The sequence below is a fragment of the Nocardia sp. Tas62D01 genome, assembly GCF_055232035.1.
Map to the genome: position 1 here is coordinate 5,624,221 of NZ_JBUYUZ010000001.1, position 14,457 is coordinate 5,638,677.

Genomic DNA, 14,457 nt, shown 5'->3' on the forward strand with positions numbered 1-14,457 from the left:
ATGGCGACCCTGAGCGATCGGCTCGACCATCTGCTCGGCGTAAAGGCGGCCGAGCCACTGGCCGACGCCTTCGACATGCACACGGTCGAGGATCTGCTGCGGCACTATCCGTTGCGCTACGCCACTCAGGGCCAGCCCCTGACCCAGGAGGAGCCGGAGGAGGGTGCGCACATCACCGTCATCGGCCGGGTGACGAAAACCGAACTGCGGCCGATGAAGAACCGCAGGGGCCGACTGCTGAAGGTGATCCTGGATACCGGTTCGGTGCGGCCGATCGAGATCACCTTCTTCAACGGTGACAAGGTGAGTTACCTTGTCCGCGAAGGGGTCCGGGCGATGATGTCGGGCACCGTGCACTGGTGGCGGCCGGACCGGTGGAACCTCTCGCATCCCGACTACCTGATCCTGCCGGAGAAGGAAGAGGGCTCGGTCGAGAACCTGACGACGGTGCGCGGCGGCGGCGCCCTGCGCGGTCTGGCGCAAAGCGCGAAAGGCGCGGGCGGCGTGGATGTCTCGTTCTTCGAGCGGGAGTACATTCCGGTGTACCCGGCGACCGCGAAGGTGCAGAGCTGGGATCTGCTGGCTTGTGTGCGGCAGGTGCTCGATCAGCTCGACCCGATCGATGATCCGTTGCCCAACGATCTGCGCGAGGATCGCGGCCTGCTGAAGGTGTCGGACGCGCTGCGGCTGATCCACCTGCCCGAAAGCAAGTCCGATATCGAACAGGCCGGGGAGCGTCTGCGTTTCGACGAGGCACTGGCCTTGCAGCTGGTGCTTGCCGAGCGCAGGCACGAGGTAGAGGGGCGCGCCGCCCGGCCGTGTCCGCCCCGATCCGACGGTGTCGCCGCCATTTTCGACACGCGCCTGCCCTTCGAATTGACCGAGGGGCAGCAGCAGGTGATCTCGGAGATCTCCGAGGACCTGTCGCGCAGCCGTCCGATGCACCGTCTGCTGCAGGGTGAGGTGGGCTCGGGTAAGACGATCGTCGCGCTGCACGCGATGTTGCAGGTGGTTGACGCCGGCCAGCAGTGCGCGCTGCTCGCACCGACGGAAGTGCTCGCCGCCCAGCATTATCGGTCGTTGCGCGCCATGCTCGGCGACCTCGGCACCGCCGGTGAGCTCGGCGCGGCGGACCAGGCGACCAAGGTCGTACTGGTCACCGGTTCGATGGCGGCGAGCGCGAAGAAGGCCGCGCTGCTCGACGCGGTCACCGGCGAGGCGGGCATCGTGATCGGCACTCACGCGCTGATCCAGGACGCGGTCGAGTTCTTCGATCTGGGCATGGTGGTGGTCGACGAGCAACACCGGTTCGGTGTCGAACAGCGGGATGCGCTGCGCGCCAAGGCGAAATCCGGCATCACCCCGCATCTGCTGGTGATGACTGCGACACCGATCCCGCGCACCATCGCCATGACCACCCTCGGCGACCTGGAGACCTCCACCCTCACCCAGCTGCCGAAGGGGCGTTCGCCGATCACCTCGAAAGTGGTGCCGCGCAAGCAGCATCCGAGCTGGGTCGACCGAGCCTGGGAACGGATCCTGGAGGAGGTCGCGGCCGGACGGCAGGCATACGTGGTGTGTTCCCGGATCGGCGAAGACGAAGAGGGTGGCCGCTCCGGCAAGTCCCGCAACGGTCGTTCGAAGTCCACCGACACGGACAAAGCGGAAGAGAAGGAAGGCCCGACCACCCAGGCGGCCGTCGACGTATTCGAGACGCTGCGCACCGGCCCGCTGTCCGGTGTCCGCATCGGCCTGCTGCACGGCAGGTTGCCCTCGGACGAAAAAGACCAAGTGATGCGCGCTTTCAACGACGGCGACATCGATGTGCTCGTCTGCACCACCGTCGTCGAGGTCGGCGTGGACGTCCCGAACGCTACCGTGATGGTGATCATGGACGCGGATCGTTTCGGCGTCAGCCAACTGCACCAGCTACGCGGCCGCATCGGCCGTGGCAAACATCCCGGCCTGTGTCTGCTGATCACCGACGCCAATCCCGCCGGCACCGCCATGGCCCGGCTGAACGCGGTGGCCGCCACCACCGACGGCTTCGAACTCGCCGTCCTCGATCTCCGCCAACGCCGCGAGGGCGACGTGCTCGGCGCCGCCCAATCCGGCACCGCCCGCTCCCTGCGCCTGCTGTCACTGCTCGACGACCTCGAAGTCATCACCGCCGCACAGGATTTAGCCCGCGAGGTGGTCGAGGCCGATCCCGGCCTGCGCAAGCACCCCGGGTTGGCGGGCATGATGCATGCCGCGGTCGACGCCGAACGCATCGAGTATCTGGCCAAATCCTGACCGATTCGCACGCGGTGTCGAAGCACGTTGTGCGGTAACGGCTTCGATGTAGTTCGGAACGTGCGGTCAGCGGAGGATGCGGGGGTAGGGGAGATCGGTGCTGGTGTGTTCGGTGACCGCCAGGGGGCTGCCGATATGGGGGAATGCGCGTTGGGGGCAGTCGGGGCGCTCGCAGACCTTGCAGCCCGCGCCGATGGAGACCGCGGCGGCGGGGTCGTCGAGGTTCAGTCCGGCGGAATACACCAGGCGGTCGGCGTATTCGATGTCACAGCCCAGGCCGATCGCGAAGTTCTTTGTCGCCGTGCCGAATCCGTGCGGCGCGGTCATGGTGGTGCGGGCGATCCACAGGTAGCGGCGCCCGTCGGGCATGGCGGCGATCTGCGTCAGGATGCGACCGGGGTTGTCGAACGCCTCGTGCACCACCCAGAGTGGGCAGCTGCCACCCACGCGGGAGAAGTGGAATGCGGTGGCGGACTGGCGTTTCGAGATATTGCCCGCGTGGTCGGTGCGGACCAGGAAGAACGGCACGCCCCGCTGGCCCTGGCGTTGCAGGGTGCTCAGCCGGTGGCAGATCGTTTCGAAGCCGACCTCGAAGCGCAGGCTGAGCAGGTCGATGTCGTAGTGCAATTCCTCGGCCGACCGCAGGAAGCGACCGTAGGGCAGCACCAGCGCACCGGCGAAGTAATTGGCCAGTCCGACCCGCGCCAGCGTGCGGGATTCGCCGGTGAGCGAGGGGGTTTCGGCGAGGACGGCGTCCAATTCCTTGTCGAAGAGCAGGAAACCGAGGGTGGTGGCGATCTGGAAGGCGCGCTGCCCGGGACGCAGCCGCCGGGCCAGGGTCAGGGTGCGGCTGTCGGGGTCGTAGTGCCGCTTCGGGATGGACGGGTCCGCGCCGTCGCCGCGCACCAGAACCGTTACCCCGGCGCGTTCTTCGGCAACGCGGGCCAGTTGGCGATCGAGCGAGCCGATGGTCAGACCGCACTCCTCGAAGAGTTGTTCGGCGGCGTGATCGAGTTGCGGAATGTGATTGTGGTGGTCGTAGAAGAAGTCCCGCACAGCCTCGTAGGGCATGGGGGCGCCCGGCGCACCGGCGGGCGCGGCGACCCGGGCCGAGAGCAGATCGAGGTGATCGGTGGCGGCGCGTAGCCGCCGGTGCATCGCGACGACGATTCGGGCGACTTCGGGGAGTCGGGTCGCCAGTTCCTCAACCTCGGTCAGCGGTGCGCTGTCGCCGCCCGCGGCATCGACGAGCACCTCGTGCAGGTCGGAGACCATCCGGGCATCGGAGTCGGCAGCGAAGAACTGCACGTCGAGGTCGAAGGTGGAGTTGAGTTTCAACAGCACCGGGATGGTGAGTGGTCGCTGGTCGCGCTCGAGTTGATTGAGGTAGCTGGGCGACAGATCGAGGGATTTCGCCAGTGCCGCCTGCGTCATCCGTCGTTCCTCGCGCAACCGCCGTAGTCGGGCGCCCGCGTACATCTTGCGCACGGGCAAGATCGTAGCGGCCGTCATTCGCAAACATTGCAAAATGCCGAGTTCTCGCCGGGAACCTTTGCTGTTGCGAGGTGTTTCGGATCGAATGCGGGTGCGTAGCGTGCGAAGGGGTTTTCTTATGCGCGCGATCGCCGCGGCAGCGTACTCAGCCTGCTCAATACGGACCCCAGACCAGCGCCTGCGCGGCAACCACGTTGGTGCCGTTGAAGGTTACGGCGGGCGGCCCCTGCAACCGATAACCCTGATCGAGTAGGCTGCTGACCCGCTCGCAGAACGTGGCGTCGTCGACTCCGGTGATCAATCGGTAGCGCAGAGGTTGATCTTCGGTCATGCCGCCAGCTTAAAGCGGTCGGCGCGGTGACCGGTCCGATTGCGGCAACAGCGAGCGCGGGCGATCTCACCGAACCGCAGAGTACAGCTCGGCGCGGAAGAAGCGATCCTCGGGTACCGCGATGAACTCCCGTTCGAACCACGCCGTATCCGCTCCATCAGCCGATTCTCATCTCGAGCGTACCGATATGCAGCGGCCCGATCATTGACGTCGGCGCCGATCGTCGCTGCTCAGTGGGTATGTCGCCAAAAATTCTTGATTATCATCATGTGTCCGCTATTGAACGTACCGTTAGTTGACGGTACATTGATTGCAGATATGATCCTCGTCACTCGTAAGGCTGTCACCATGACCACAGTTCGACCTTCCTCGGAGCTGTCCGCGCCGGTGGACTCGCTCCATGACGAGGACGCGGGTTACCACAAGTCGCTGAGCCCACGTCAGCTGCAGATGATCGCGATCGGTGGCGCCATCGGCACCGGACTGTTCCTCGGCGCGGGCGGCAGGCTGGCCCACGCGGGACCCGGGCTGTTCCTGGTGTACGCCGTCTGTGGCGTGTTCGTGTTCTTCATCTTGCGAGCGCTCGGCGAGCTGGTGCTGCATCGCCCCTCCTCGGGGTCCTTCGTCTCGGTCCTGGCCGAGCGGCCGAGTCGGCGCTCGATCAACGACACCGCGGTGGTTCTCGACAAGCCCGACGAAAAGTGAGCCATTGTCCGGCCCCGGGCTACAAGCCCGGGGCGGACCTATTTCGATGCTGAGAACAATGCTGACGCGCGTCGACAGGTGGCGGACCGGAATGAAACCCCATTTAAACGGTGGGTTCGAGAGGTTCGCATGCCGGAGCACCCCAGCGCATCCGACCGTCCGTTGCCGCATCCGTGGGCGAATCGGCGGATGCGCGGCACCGAGGTGCCACGGCGGATGCCACACCCACGGGCTACTAGGCGATCCACCAAAACCGAGGTGCCCCTACGGTTCTCGCACCTGTGGTCGAGGCCATGGATTGTCGAGGGCCAGTCGCCGCGCCGTCGTGCCTACCCCGAGCCGACCCCGGACGTCGACGAACGTGAGCCGGGTCAACAGGTTTCGACCGCCGAGCTCACCACCGGTTCCGAGGCCGCGCTACTGGCTCAGCTCGAAGGTGAATCCGATCCCGGTTCGGGTCGCAGCGCCAGGTCCCGGCCGAGCGTGCGCCGGCTCGGTGACGGTTAGGTAGCCATGCCTCAGGTGAGCCCGCTCGATCCGCGCACCTCGATACTCGAGCGTCCGGAAGTGCCCGAGCACAGACGATTCTGCTGGAAGTGTCAAAACCCGGTCGGCCGCACCACCGAGGCCGGACCGAGTGCGGTGGTCGGCGAATGCGGCCGGTGCGGATCGCCGTTCAACTTCCGACCCGCCCTCGGACCGGGGGAGATGGTGGCGGGCCAGTACGAGGTGCAGGGCAGTCTCGCGCTCGGCGGCCTCGGCTGGATCTACCTCGCCATCGACCGCAATGTGAGCGACCGCTGGGTGGTGTTGAAGGGCCTGCAGAATCCGCTCGACTTCGAGGCGCATGTGGTCGCCCTCGCCGAACGCCAATTCCTCTCCGAGGTGGCCTATCCCGGCATCGTCAAGATCTACAACTTCGTCAAACACAAGTCGACGCGCGACGTCGCCGACGGCTACATCGTCATGGAGTATGTCGGCGGCCGATCGTTGAAGAAGATGCTCGATCTGCGTGCTCCGGAGCGCATCTCGGTCTCGGACGCGATCGCCTTCATGATGGAGATCCTGCCTGCGCTGGACTATCTGCACTCGTTCGGACTGGCCTACAACGACCTCAAACCCGACAACATCATGGTCAGTGAGGACGAGGTCAAACTGATCGACCTCGGTGCGGTTGCCGCGATGGAGTCCTACGGCAGCATCTACGGGACACCCGGATACCAGGCGCCCGAAATCACCGAAACCGGCCCCACCGTGGCGTCCGACATCTACACGGTCGGCCGGACCTTGGCCGCGCTGATACTCGAACTGCCCAAGGACGCCGACGGTCACTATCTGCCTGGCCTGCCCACACCCGAGGACCAGCCGCGGCTGGGGCGCAACCCGGCCCTGTATCGGCTGCTGAAGCGGGCCACCGACCTGGATCCGCAGCGCCGCTTCCCTTCCGCCTATTCGATGTACTGCCAGCTCGCCGGGGTGCTCCGGATCGTGCTCGCCGCCGAAACGGGTCTCGAACACCCGCAGGCGTCGATCGAATTGGGTTCCATGCGTGGTGATTTCGGTATCGAAACGCTCATCGGGCAGACCGACGGGATGACCGACGGCAGACACCGTCGCCCGGCCTTGGACGCGCCGAGTGTGGTGGCGGCGCTACCGGTGCCGTTGATGGACAGTGAGGACCCGAGCGCCGACCTGCTGTCCACGCTGCTGCACGGCGACCCGAGGCAGGTCCTGGACGCGCTGCGGCGCGCCGGCAACCGCATCGTGTCCGGGATCATCCCGGAGCCGGAGTCGTTCGAGCTGGAGGGCTCGCTGACCGCGATCCGCGCCCATCTCGACCTCGGCGATGTGGTGCTGGCCTGCGACCGGCTGGCGGATCTGCGACCCCGCTACGGCGCCGACTGGCGCCTCGAGTGGTACACCGCAGTGGCCGCCCTGCTCGATAGCCAGTACGAGCGTGCCTACGAGTACTTCGAGCTCGTGCACAGCATGTTGCCCGGTGAACTCGCGCCCGCGCTCGCGCTGGCCGCCACCGCGGAACTCGCGCTGCAGTACTTCGATGCGCCCGCCGACGCCCAGCGCTGGCATCGGATCGCGGCCGAGTACTACCAGACGGTATGGCAGACCAACCGCGGTGTGGTGAGCGCCGCGTTCGGCCTGGCGCGCCGACTGGCGGCCGACGGTGCGCTGCTCGAGGCCGTGGCGGTGCTGGATCAGGTGCCCGAGGCGTCGCGCTATCACAGCGTGGCCCGCATGACGGGTTGCCTGCTACTGGTGTCGCGGCCGGTCGCCGACATCACTGAGGCGGATCTCGGCGAGGCGGCGACTCGCCTGGAGGCGGCGCCGGACGAGCCGCGGGCCCTGCAATTGCAGGTTATCGTGGTGGGCGCGGCGCTCGAGTGGCTGCGCGCGGGCGGACGATTGGCGAGTGCCGACGCGACGATCCTCGGCTTCCCAGTCACCCCGCGGGGCCTGCAGAGCGGACTGGAATCGAGCCTGCGCGCGTTGGCTCGCATCGCGCCGCACCGCCTGCACCGGTACCGGCTGGTTGATCTGGCCAACTACGTGCGGCCGCGGACCCGGTTCTAGGTGTACTGCCGGGCAGTTCGGCGAACAGTTCGGCCAGCTCACTTTTGGTGGTGGCCGCCGAGACCGGCACGCTGCGTTCGTCGAATTCGGTCAGATCCAGCCTGCCGGAACCGAGGTGGTGCGACAGTTCGCGCAGCGCCCGCTCGCGATCCGCGACACTGACTCGAGAGCCCGCGGATTCGCTCATGTCGGAAGGATTAGGCGTAACGTGCAGGCGCCGGTTTGCATGGGCGGGAAGACCACGCGTCGGGATGGTGTTTGCTGATTTGTCGCTGTCGGCCACGTATCGCGGACACCACGCCCGTGCGCAGGGGCCGGTCGGGGCCGTGATGTGGTTTCCTTGAAGTATGGCTGCCGGTGCTGAATACACGATCGACGAGCTGGCGCGTGAGGCGGGCACGACCGTGCGTAGCCTGCGGGTCTACCATGAGCGGGGCGTGCTGCCCCCACCGCAGGTCAAAGGGCGCACGGGGTTTTACGACGCAGAGCATCTCAATCGTGTGCGGACCATCAGCAGGTTGCTGGATCGCGGGATCAAACTCAACGGCATCAAGGAACTGCTCAACGCCTGGGGCCGCGGTGACGACCTCGGCGACATCCTCGGCGTCGCCGAGGAAGTCGCTATGGGGGCGGTGGTTGCCGACGCCGGAGAAACGATTGCCGCGACGGAACTTGCCGAACGCTACCGCGATGTCCCCAACGGCCTGGCCCGTGTGGTCGCTGCCGGTCTGTACGAGCCCGTCGACGCCGCGAACTATCGGATCGCGGATCGTCGCCTGATTCGGATCATCGACAAGCTGGCGGCGGAGGGGGTGCCCAACGGCGAGATACTCGACGAACTCGAGAAGCTGCGCACCGATGCCGACCGCATCGCCCGTCGGTTCGTGGACATGTTCCGCAGGACCGCCCTGGCGGCGTTCCAACAATCCGAGCGGAGTTCGGTGGAACTGGTGGAACTGTCCGAACGTCTGGCGGCAACTAGGACGACGCCGGGCGAGGCGACCGCTGAGCTCGTAAATCTGTTCGTGGCACGGTATCTCGACCAGGACACGGAACTCGCCGAGGTGCTGTCGGAGGCATGACGGCCGACTTCCGCGGTTCGCTATTCCCACACCTGAAGGTAGTGAGCTATAACGTGCTGTTGATCGGCGGTAGGTTAGGTGGCAGGCAGCAGCGGCAATGACGCCGCCAGCCGGCAGGAAATCTGCGCCACAACGCTGTTCGCCTCACCTGAACCTCTTTACAGCGTCGCAGTTCGCCCTCGATGTGGTTGAGTTTTCAACCACCGAACCACGCCGCGCCATCTACCTAGGTATGCCGTGCGCGAATCTACCGATGCGCGCGCCCCGCCGCTCCCTCGACAATCTCACTTTGGTACGAGGGCAGCAGATGGGTTGATCAATGGGAAGCGTGACACTGTGGATGCAGATGTCGCTCGACGGTTTTGCTGAGGGGCCGGATCAGCAGATCCACTGGCCGATGGTGGACGAGGAGTTGTGCGAATCGTTTCTCGACGAGCTGCGCGCGGCCGATCTGTTCCTGTACGGGCGCAAGACTTTCGAGATGATGGCATCGTTCTGGCCGACCGCCGACGGCGATCCGGCGATATCCGAGTTCTATGTCGACTTCGCGCGGTGCTGGAAGCAGACGCCGAAGCTCGTCTTCTCGCGCAGCCTCGGCAGCGCGGACTGGAACACGCGAGTCGTCCGGGACCGGATGGTCGACGAGATCTCCGCACTACGGGAGCAGCCCGGCTGCAATATGGTCTTGTTCGGCGGCGCCGAGACGGCGTCGGCCTTCATGAAGCACGATCTGATCGACGAGTACCGACTGTTCGTACATCCGCTCCTGCTCGGCGGCGGCGTTCCGCTGTTCCCGACTCCGGCGGTGATGGCGGGCCTGCAACTTGTCGACGTGATGACCTTCGACAGCGCCGTTGTCCAGGTGCACTACCAACAGATGGCCCACTCATCGGCGTGACGGTCGACGTATCACCCCGGTAACCGAAAATTTCCCCCGCCTCGACGATCGTTCGGCTAACTTTCATCTCTATGTCCCTGGTACAGGCACATAGCAACGTGCTGGCTGCGTCGACCTGTGAATTCGTCGGCCGCCCAATGGAATTGGACCGGCTGTGCACCCTGCTGGCGGGGGGTGCACGGCTGATCACCCTGGTCGGTCCGGGTGGCATCGGCAAGACGAGGTTGGCTGTGGAGGCCATGCGTGGGGTGTATCGCGCCGGAATCCGCCCGGTCTATTGGGTGTGGCTGGCCGAGTTGGAAGCCGACCGCGCGACTACCGCGCGGGACCGGGTGCAGTCGGCGGTACGCGCCGCCGTCGCATCCCGGCCGCGGCGCGACGTGCCTGCGAGCGCCATCGACGGCGGTACCGACCATTCCGCCGATCCAGCGGTGCTGGTGCTGGACAACTGCGAACATTTGCTCGGCGCCATCGGTCCGCTGATCTCGGATCTGCTGGCGGCAGCCCCGGGATTGACGATCCTGGCCACCAGCAGGGAACCGATCGGCTGGGTCGACGAGTACATCCTGACGGTGCCGCCGCTGTCGCCGCAGCAGTCGCTCGAATTGTTCTGGCAACGCGCCGAACTCGTCGGGCGGTGGGTCTCCGGCGATCCGCAGCAACTCGCCGTCGCCGCGCGGATCTGCCGACGCGTCGACTACAACCCGCTGTTCATCCGGCTGGCCGCGGCGCGCCTGCGGCATCAACCGCCCGCCATAATCTTGCGCGAGCTCACCGGCGACGCCGACGACAAGCGCCTGCAGTGGACACACGGCGCCCGGGCGGGCACCGCGGTACGGCACCGCGGCGTGTACGACGTCATCGCCTGGTCGTTCGCGCTGTGCGGCGCGCAGGAACAACTCTTGCTCGAGCGGCTGTCGGTATTCGCCACGGGTTTCGAGACCGATGACGACGAATCACCCCGCAAGGGCATCGAACTCGATGCGGTGATCGCGGTGTGCGCGGACCAGGTGCTGCCCGCGAGCGAGATCGAGCACCTGCTGGAACGACTGACGGAGCGATCGCTGCTTTCGGTGCACCTGACCGAGACCACCGTCGGCTGGTATCTGGTGGAGAGCGTTCAGGTCTTCGCCCGCGACCGACTACGCCACCGCGACCGCGGTGAAGCGGACCGACTGGCCGCCGCGCAACGTCGCTACTTTCGGTCCAAAGTCCTTGTCGGACAGGTTATCCAGCATGCTCCGAAGAACGAGACCGCACTGGACTCGGTGCTGTCGGCCTGGAATCCGGCGGCCACCGTGCCCTGCCCGCGGCCGCTGCGGGTTGCGTCGCGGTGGCGCGATCTGTCCCAGGCGGAACGCGACGTGGCTGTGCTCGCCGCCGCGGGCTGGCCCAACAGCGCGATCGCGGCCCGCCGGCGCAGCTCCATCCGGACCGTCGACGCACAGGTCGCCACCGTCCGGCAGAAACTGATGATTTCCTCGCGCACCGATATCGTCGGCTACATTCCTGATGAACTCACCGAACGCGTCCGGAATGAATCCGAACGCCGGCCGATCCGCAGGCAGTCTCGGCATCGATAGGCTACTGCGACAGGTGCCAACGAAATCGATAGGTGAGCAACATGTCTGCAGCGCATCCAGGCGGTGAGGTTCCCGCAGCGGCGAGTGAGTTCGTCGGCAGGCACGCCGAGCTGCGGGTGATCGACGCGCTGCTGTCCTCATCCAATGCTCGACTGATCACCCTGGCCGGACCCGGTGGTATCGGCAAGACGACACTGGCGACCGAAGCCTTGCGCAGGTTCCGAAAGACACCGCGTCACACCGTGTATTGGACGCGGCTGTCCCGGTTGGCGCCGGGTGTCGATACCGCGGTCGTTGCCGAAAAGGTGGTGCAGTCGGTCATCACGTCCGACATCGCTACCCACTCGGCCTGGGACGGTCTGCTGGGGACCTTCGCGGGCGGCGACGCGGCGGCCGGCCACCGATCGATACTGGTGCTGGACAACTGCGAGCACGTGCTCGCAGGCGTGGGTCCGCTGATCGTCTGGCTGCTGGAAGCGGCGCCGGCGCTGACCATCATCGCGACCAGTCGGGAACCGGTCGGGTGGATCGATGAGCACATCGTCACCGTGCCGCCGCTGTCGGCCGGTCACGCCCTCGAACTGTTCCGGCAGCGCGCGCAGCTCACCGGGCAGCCGATCCCCGAGGATCCCGACCAACTCGCCATCGCCCAGCAGATCTGCGGGCACGTGCACAACAACCCGCTGTTCATCCGACTGGCGGCGGCGCGCCTGCGGCACCGGACGCCCGTCATCGTGCTGCGTGAACTCACCGGCGATACCGACGACCGGCGGATGCAGTGGTCGCGCGGCGTCCGGGTGGGGGCCGAGGAACGCCATAGCAGCGTGCGTGACGTGATCGCCTGGTCGTACGGACTGTGTACCGGCCCTGAACAGCTTCTGCTGGACCGGATGTCGGTATTCGCCGCGGGCTGCGAGGCCGAGGGCGACGAAACACGGACCGGCGGAGCGGAATACGACGCCATCGCGGCCGTATGCGCCGATCCGTCACTGCCGAAGGCGCAGATTGCGCGGCTGCTGGAGCGGCTGACGGAACGGTCGTTGGTCTCGGTGCGGATCGCGCCGACCACCGTGCGGTACTGCCTGCTCGAAAGCGTCCGGGTGTTCGCGCGCGACCGGCTGTCTCGCCGCACCGACGGTGTGCACGATGCGCGGCTGCTCGGCCGCCATCGGCGCTACTACCGGGACAGGGTCGTCGCGGGTCAGGCCGCGTGGTACAGCCCGCGCGAACAGGAATGGCTCGACTGGGTACGCGCGGCGTGGTGCAACATCCTCACGGCCATAGAAACCAGCCTGACCGAGCCCACCGAGGCCGTCATCGGCCTGGAGACCGCCGCCGTCCTGATGGCGCTGCGCGTTCCGTTCATCACCGGAGCTAACCGCGCCATCGCGGGGCTCACCGAACAGGCTCTGGAAGTCACCCGCCATGTCGAACTCGCACCCACCCGGCTGCGGATGACCGCGACCGCGCTGCTCGGATGGGTCGCGATCTGGCAGGGGCGGCATGCCTACACCGCGCAACTGCTGGAGGAATGCGTGGCCGAGTGCGTGACGGATCCGGGACTGCGTCGGAACTGGCGCGAGACCACCCGCGACGATATCGGCCTGCCCGCCCCGGTGGAGTCCACCTGGGGACTCGAGTTGTTCCTGATCCATCTGGATCTGCGGGCGGTCGATGTATTGGCCAGGGCGCGAAGGAAATTCATCGAGCTGGACGACCAGGGCGGCGCGCAACGCAGCGAACTGTTCCACGCGCTCACCTGCGCGAACCTGGGTGAGGCCGAGCAAGCCCTGAGTGTGGCGCGGCAGCATTTCGATCGGTCCGTCGGCGCCGATTCCGGATGGGCGGTCTCCTGGGCGGAACTGGCGTGGTTGATCGCATTGTCCAGGCACGCCGACCCGCACGAGGCGGTGAAAATCGGTAGGGCCGCGGTGGAACGGCATATCGGCATCGGCGACAGGTGGACGGCAAGCTGGGTCATCCACTTCAGCATGATGGCGCTGAGCTATATCCTCGCCACCCGGATAGCGGAGGGGGATGGCAACCGCGCCGAACTACAGACGGCGGCCACCGAGATCGCCTATCTGCAAGGCGGTGTCGCGACTCTGCACCGTTGGTTGGGCGTCGTCGCCGACCGGGTGACGTTGGTGGCCAGGGGGATCGAGCAGGCCAGCGAGGTCGCGACCTCGGTCCTCGGTGCGCAGGCTTATACGGAGGCCGCACGCCGCGGGGCGCGACTGCGCCCGGAACTCGATGAGGTGCAACGGTTCATGCTGGGCAGGCTCGCGATCGAGGAGCTGCCGCGCGAGGTTGCCGTCGCTCGCGCGAATGCCTCTCGCTGGCAGGAACTCTCGCCCGCAGAGCGGGACGTCGCGGTGCTGGCGGCTGCGGGCTGGGCCAACAGTGCCATCGCCGCGCGCCGCGGCAGCTCTATTCGGACGGTCGATGCTCAGGTCGCGACGGTCCGCCGCAAATTGATGGCGGCCACTCGCTCGGACATCATGGCGCACGTGCCCGGCGAACTCGACGAGCGCATCCGGCTCGAATCCGAGCAGCGGCCCGTTCGCCCGCCGACCCGACCGTGACAGTCCAGTGCATGGCACCGTGCGGTCGGTGACCACTCGGTACACGTCCTGCGCGCCTTCGATCAGCTGACCGCCCACGCAGTAGTCGTTGTATTCCGTCTTTTCGTTCAGGCTTTTCGGGGTACTTTACGCGTCATGTAATGTGCCGCTGGATAACGGCACATACACTTGTTGGATTACTTGCACCAGCTCGCTTGGGCTTTGCACACGACCCAGCCGCCGCCGTCAGCGGAGCCGACGCGTCCGTACGTGTTGTTGCCCGTGTTGTGCTGCTGGTAGTAGTCGCGAACGGACTGGTCCTGCTCGGCCTGCTTCAGGGGATCGGACTCTCTGTGCATGTAGCCCATGGGGTCGATGTGATGCGCGCCGGTGGTGTCACCGTCGCTGTAGGAGCCGCCGCGGCCGGTCGAATGGTTGCTGCGGCCGGACTCCGCGAATACCAAACCCGCCGAGGCGGTGGTGACCACGCCGACGATTGCGGCAAAGGTGAGCAAGCGGCGGCCGGTCGGATGGGAGGTATTAGTGGTCATCGAATTTCTCCGTTCACTTTCAAGCTGGTCAAAGTGGGTTCAGTCGGCGAAAACGCCGCAAAAGAGTCGGCCGGGAATGAACTGCGCGCAGCAGGTCTCGCGGCGCTCGTGCTCGCGGCGCCTGCGATGGCGCTGCGAATCGCTGCCGGGCCGGTCGTGTCGGTGGTGGTCAAGGATTTCGGTCCGTGCCGCTGAAACGGTCGGGCCGGGCTCGGCTAGAACCTGTGTCGGCATCAGCACCTCAGGGGTCGCCACCGTTGCGCTCACGATCAGCAGGCGCAGGAGCGGTTTCGTCGTCCGTCGCGGTTTGTTGTCGCTGGTCATCGTTTGCGTCCGTTCCTGTCACGATCGCTGGATCGTCCGGG

The 14,457-nt window shown here is 66.3% G+C and carries 11 protein-coding genes and 2 pseudogenes; 9 read left to right on the forward strand and 4 right to left on the reverse strand.

Annotation, left to right across the window (positions count from 1 at the left end; genetic code table 11):
• A complete protein-coding gene (gene recG / locus ACV7NQ_RS26655) occupies window positions 1-2,295 on the forward strand; it encodes an ATP-dependent DNA helicase RecG (protein WP_463362132.1) in 2,295 nt (764 codons plus the stop codon).
• 66 nt (window positions 2,296-2,361) lie between these two features.
• Here recG and ACV7NQ_RS26660 read toward each other — a convergent pair whose 3' ends face one another.
• Together ACV7NQ_RS26660 and ACV7NQ_RS26665 are read right to left on the reverse strand one after the other, a co-directional pair.
• On the reverse strand, window positions 2,362-3,807 hold the full coding sequence (locus tag ACV7NQ_RS26660; protein ID WP_463362133.1) for a short-chain fatty acyl-CoA regulator family protein: 1,446 nt from the start codon (window positions 3,805-3,807) through the stop codon (window positions 2,362-2,364).
• A gap of 136 nt (window positions 3,808-3,943) precedes the next feature.
• The gene (locus ACV7NQ_RS26665) at window positions 3,944-4,120 is read right to left on the reverse strand and encodes a DUF1737 domain-containing protein (protein WP_463362134.1); all 177 of its coding nucleotides are present in this window, start codon (window positions 4,118-4,120) and stop codon (window positions 3,944-3,946) included.
• A gap of 348 nt (window positions 4,121-4,468) precedes the next feature.
• Here ACV7NQ_RS26665 and ACV7NQ_RS26670 point away from each other — a divergent pair.
• From ACV7NQ_RS26670 to ACV7NQ_RS26680, 3 genes and pseudogenes are all read left to right on the forward strand, one after another.
• Window positions 4,469-4,762, forward strand: a pseudogene (locus tag ACV7NQ_RS26670) (amino acid permease); the annotation flags it as partial.
• 192 nt (window positions 4,763-4,954) lie between these two features.
• On the forward strand, window positions 4,955-5,332 hold the full coding sequence (locus ACV7NQ_RS26675; RefSeq protein WP_463362135.1) for a hypothetical protein: 378 nt from the start codon (window positions 4,955-4,957) through the stop codon (window positions 5,330-5,332).
• 6 nt (window positions 5,333-5,338) lie between these two features.
• Complete coding sequence (locus ACV7NQ_RS26680) at window positions 5,339-7,414, forward strand: serine/threonine-protein kinase (RefSeq protein ID WP_463362136.1); 2,076 nt, start codon at window positions 5,339-5,341, stop codon at window positions 7,412-7,414.
• A gap of 22 nt (window positions 7,415-7,436) precedes the next feature.
• On the opposite strand, the pseudogene ACV7NQ_RS26685 reads toward ACV7NQ_RS26680, so the two are convergent.
• Window positions 7,437-7,601, reverse strand: a pseudogene (locus ACV7NQ_RS26685) (DUF1707 SHOCT-like domain-containing protein); the annotation flags it as partial.
• A gap of 160 nt (window positions 7,602-7,761) precedes the next feature.
• Between ACV7NQ_RS26685 and ACV7NQ_RS26690 the strand changes: the two are divergent.
• The 4 genes from ACV7NQ_RS26690 (at window position 7,762) to ACV7NQ_RS26705 (ending at window position 13,562) form a co-directional block, all read left to right on the forward strand.
• Window positions 7,762-8,496 (forward strand): MerR family transcriptional regulator, encoded by a 735-nt coding sequence (locus tag ACV7NQ_RS26690; protein ID WP_463362137.1) that lies wholly within the window; start codon window positions 7,762-7,764, stop codon window positions 8,494-8,496.
• Window positions 8,497-8,815: 319 nt separating this feature from the next.
• The gene (locus tag ACV7NQ_RS26695) at window positions 8,816-9,394 is read left to right on the forward strand and encodes a dihydrofolate reductase family protein (protein ID WP_463362138.1); all 579 of its coding nucleotides are present in this window, start codon (window positions 8,816-8,818) and stop codon (window positions 9,392-9,394) included.
• 71 nt (window positions 9,395-9,465) lie between these two features.
• Window positions 9,466-10,977 carry a helix-turn-helix transcriptional regulator gene (locus ACV7NQ_RS26700; protein ID WP_463362139.1) on the forward strand — a complete coding sequence of 504 codons (1,512 nt, stop codon included), beginning with the start codon at window positions 9,466-9,468 and terminating at the stop codon, window positions 10,975-10,977.
• 41 nt (window positions 10,978-11,018) lie between these two features.
• Complete coding sequence (locus ACV7NQ_RS26705; protein WP_463362140.1) at window positions 11,019-13,562, forward strand: ATP-binding protein; 2,544 nt, start codon at window positions 11,019-11,021, stop codon at window positions 13,560-13,562.
• A gap of 176 nt (window positions 13,563-13,738) precedes the next feature.
• On the opposite strand, the gene ACV7NQ_RS26710 is transcribed toward ACV7NQ_RS26705, so the two are convergent.
• On the reverse strand, window positions 13,739-14,092 hold the full coding sequence (locus tag ACV7NQ_RS26710; protein WP_463362141.1) for a hypothetical protein: 354 nt from the start codon (window positions 14,090-14,092) through the stop codon (window positions 13,739-13,741).
• Between the two features lie 33 nt (window positions 14,093-14,125).
• On the opposite strand from ACV7NQ_RS26710, the gene ACV7NQ_RS26715 reads away from it, so the two are divergent.
• Window positions 14,126-14,287: a hypothetical protein gene (locus ACV7NQ_RS26715; RefSeq protein ID WP_463362142.1), complete on the forward strand. Its 162-nt coding sequence runs from the start codon at window positions 14,126-14,128 to the stop codon at window positions 14,285-14,287.
• Window positions 14,288-14,457 lie beyond the last annotated feature (170 nt).

Bases quoted from the DNA above. Each gene is read 5' to 3' on its own strand.
- ACV7NQ_RS26660 (WP_463362133.1), bottom strand. From the start codon at position 3,807: ATGACGGCCGCTACGATCTTGCCCGTGCGCAAGATGTACGCGGGCGCC.
- ACV7NQ_RS26690 (WP_463362137.1), top strand. From the start codon at position 7,762: ATGGCTGCCGGTGCTGAATACACGATCGACGAGCTGGCGCGTGAGGCG.
- ACV7NQ_RS26695 (WP_463362138.1), top strand. From the start codon at position 8,816: ATGGGAAGCGTGACACTGTGGATGCAGATGTCGCTCGACGGTTTTGCT.
- ACV7NQ_RS26700 (WP_463362139.1), top strand. From the start codon at position 9,466: ATGTCCCTGGTACAGGCACATAGCAACGTGCTGGCTGCGTCGACCTGT.
- ACV7NQ_RS26705 (WP_463362140.1), top strand. From the start codon at position 11,019: ATGTCTGCAGCGCATCCAGGCGGTGAGGTTCCCGCAGCGGCGAGTGAG.
- ACV7NQ_RS26680 (WP_463362136.1), top strand. From the start codon at position 5,339: ATGCCTCAGGTGAGCCCGCTCGATCCGCGCACCTCGATACTCGAGCGT.
- ACV7NQ_RS26675 (WP_463362135.1), top strand. From the start codon at position 4,955: ATGCCGGAGCACCCCAGCGCATCCGACCGTCCGTTGCCGCATCCGTGG.
- ACV7NQ_RS26665 (WP_463362134.1), bottom strand. From the start codon at position 4,120: ATGACCGAAGATCAACCTCTGCGCTACCGATTGATCACCGGAGTCGAC.
- ACV7NQ_RS26710 (WP_463362141.1), bottom strand. From the start codon at position 14,092: ATGACCACTAATACCTCCCATCCGACCGGCCGCCGCTTGCTCACCTTT.
- recG (WP_463362132.1), top strand. From the start codon at position 1: ATGGCGACCCTGAGCGATCGGCTCGACCATCTGCTCGGCGTAAAGGCG.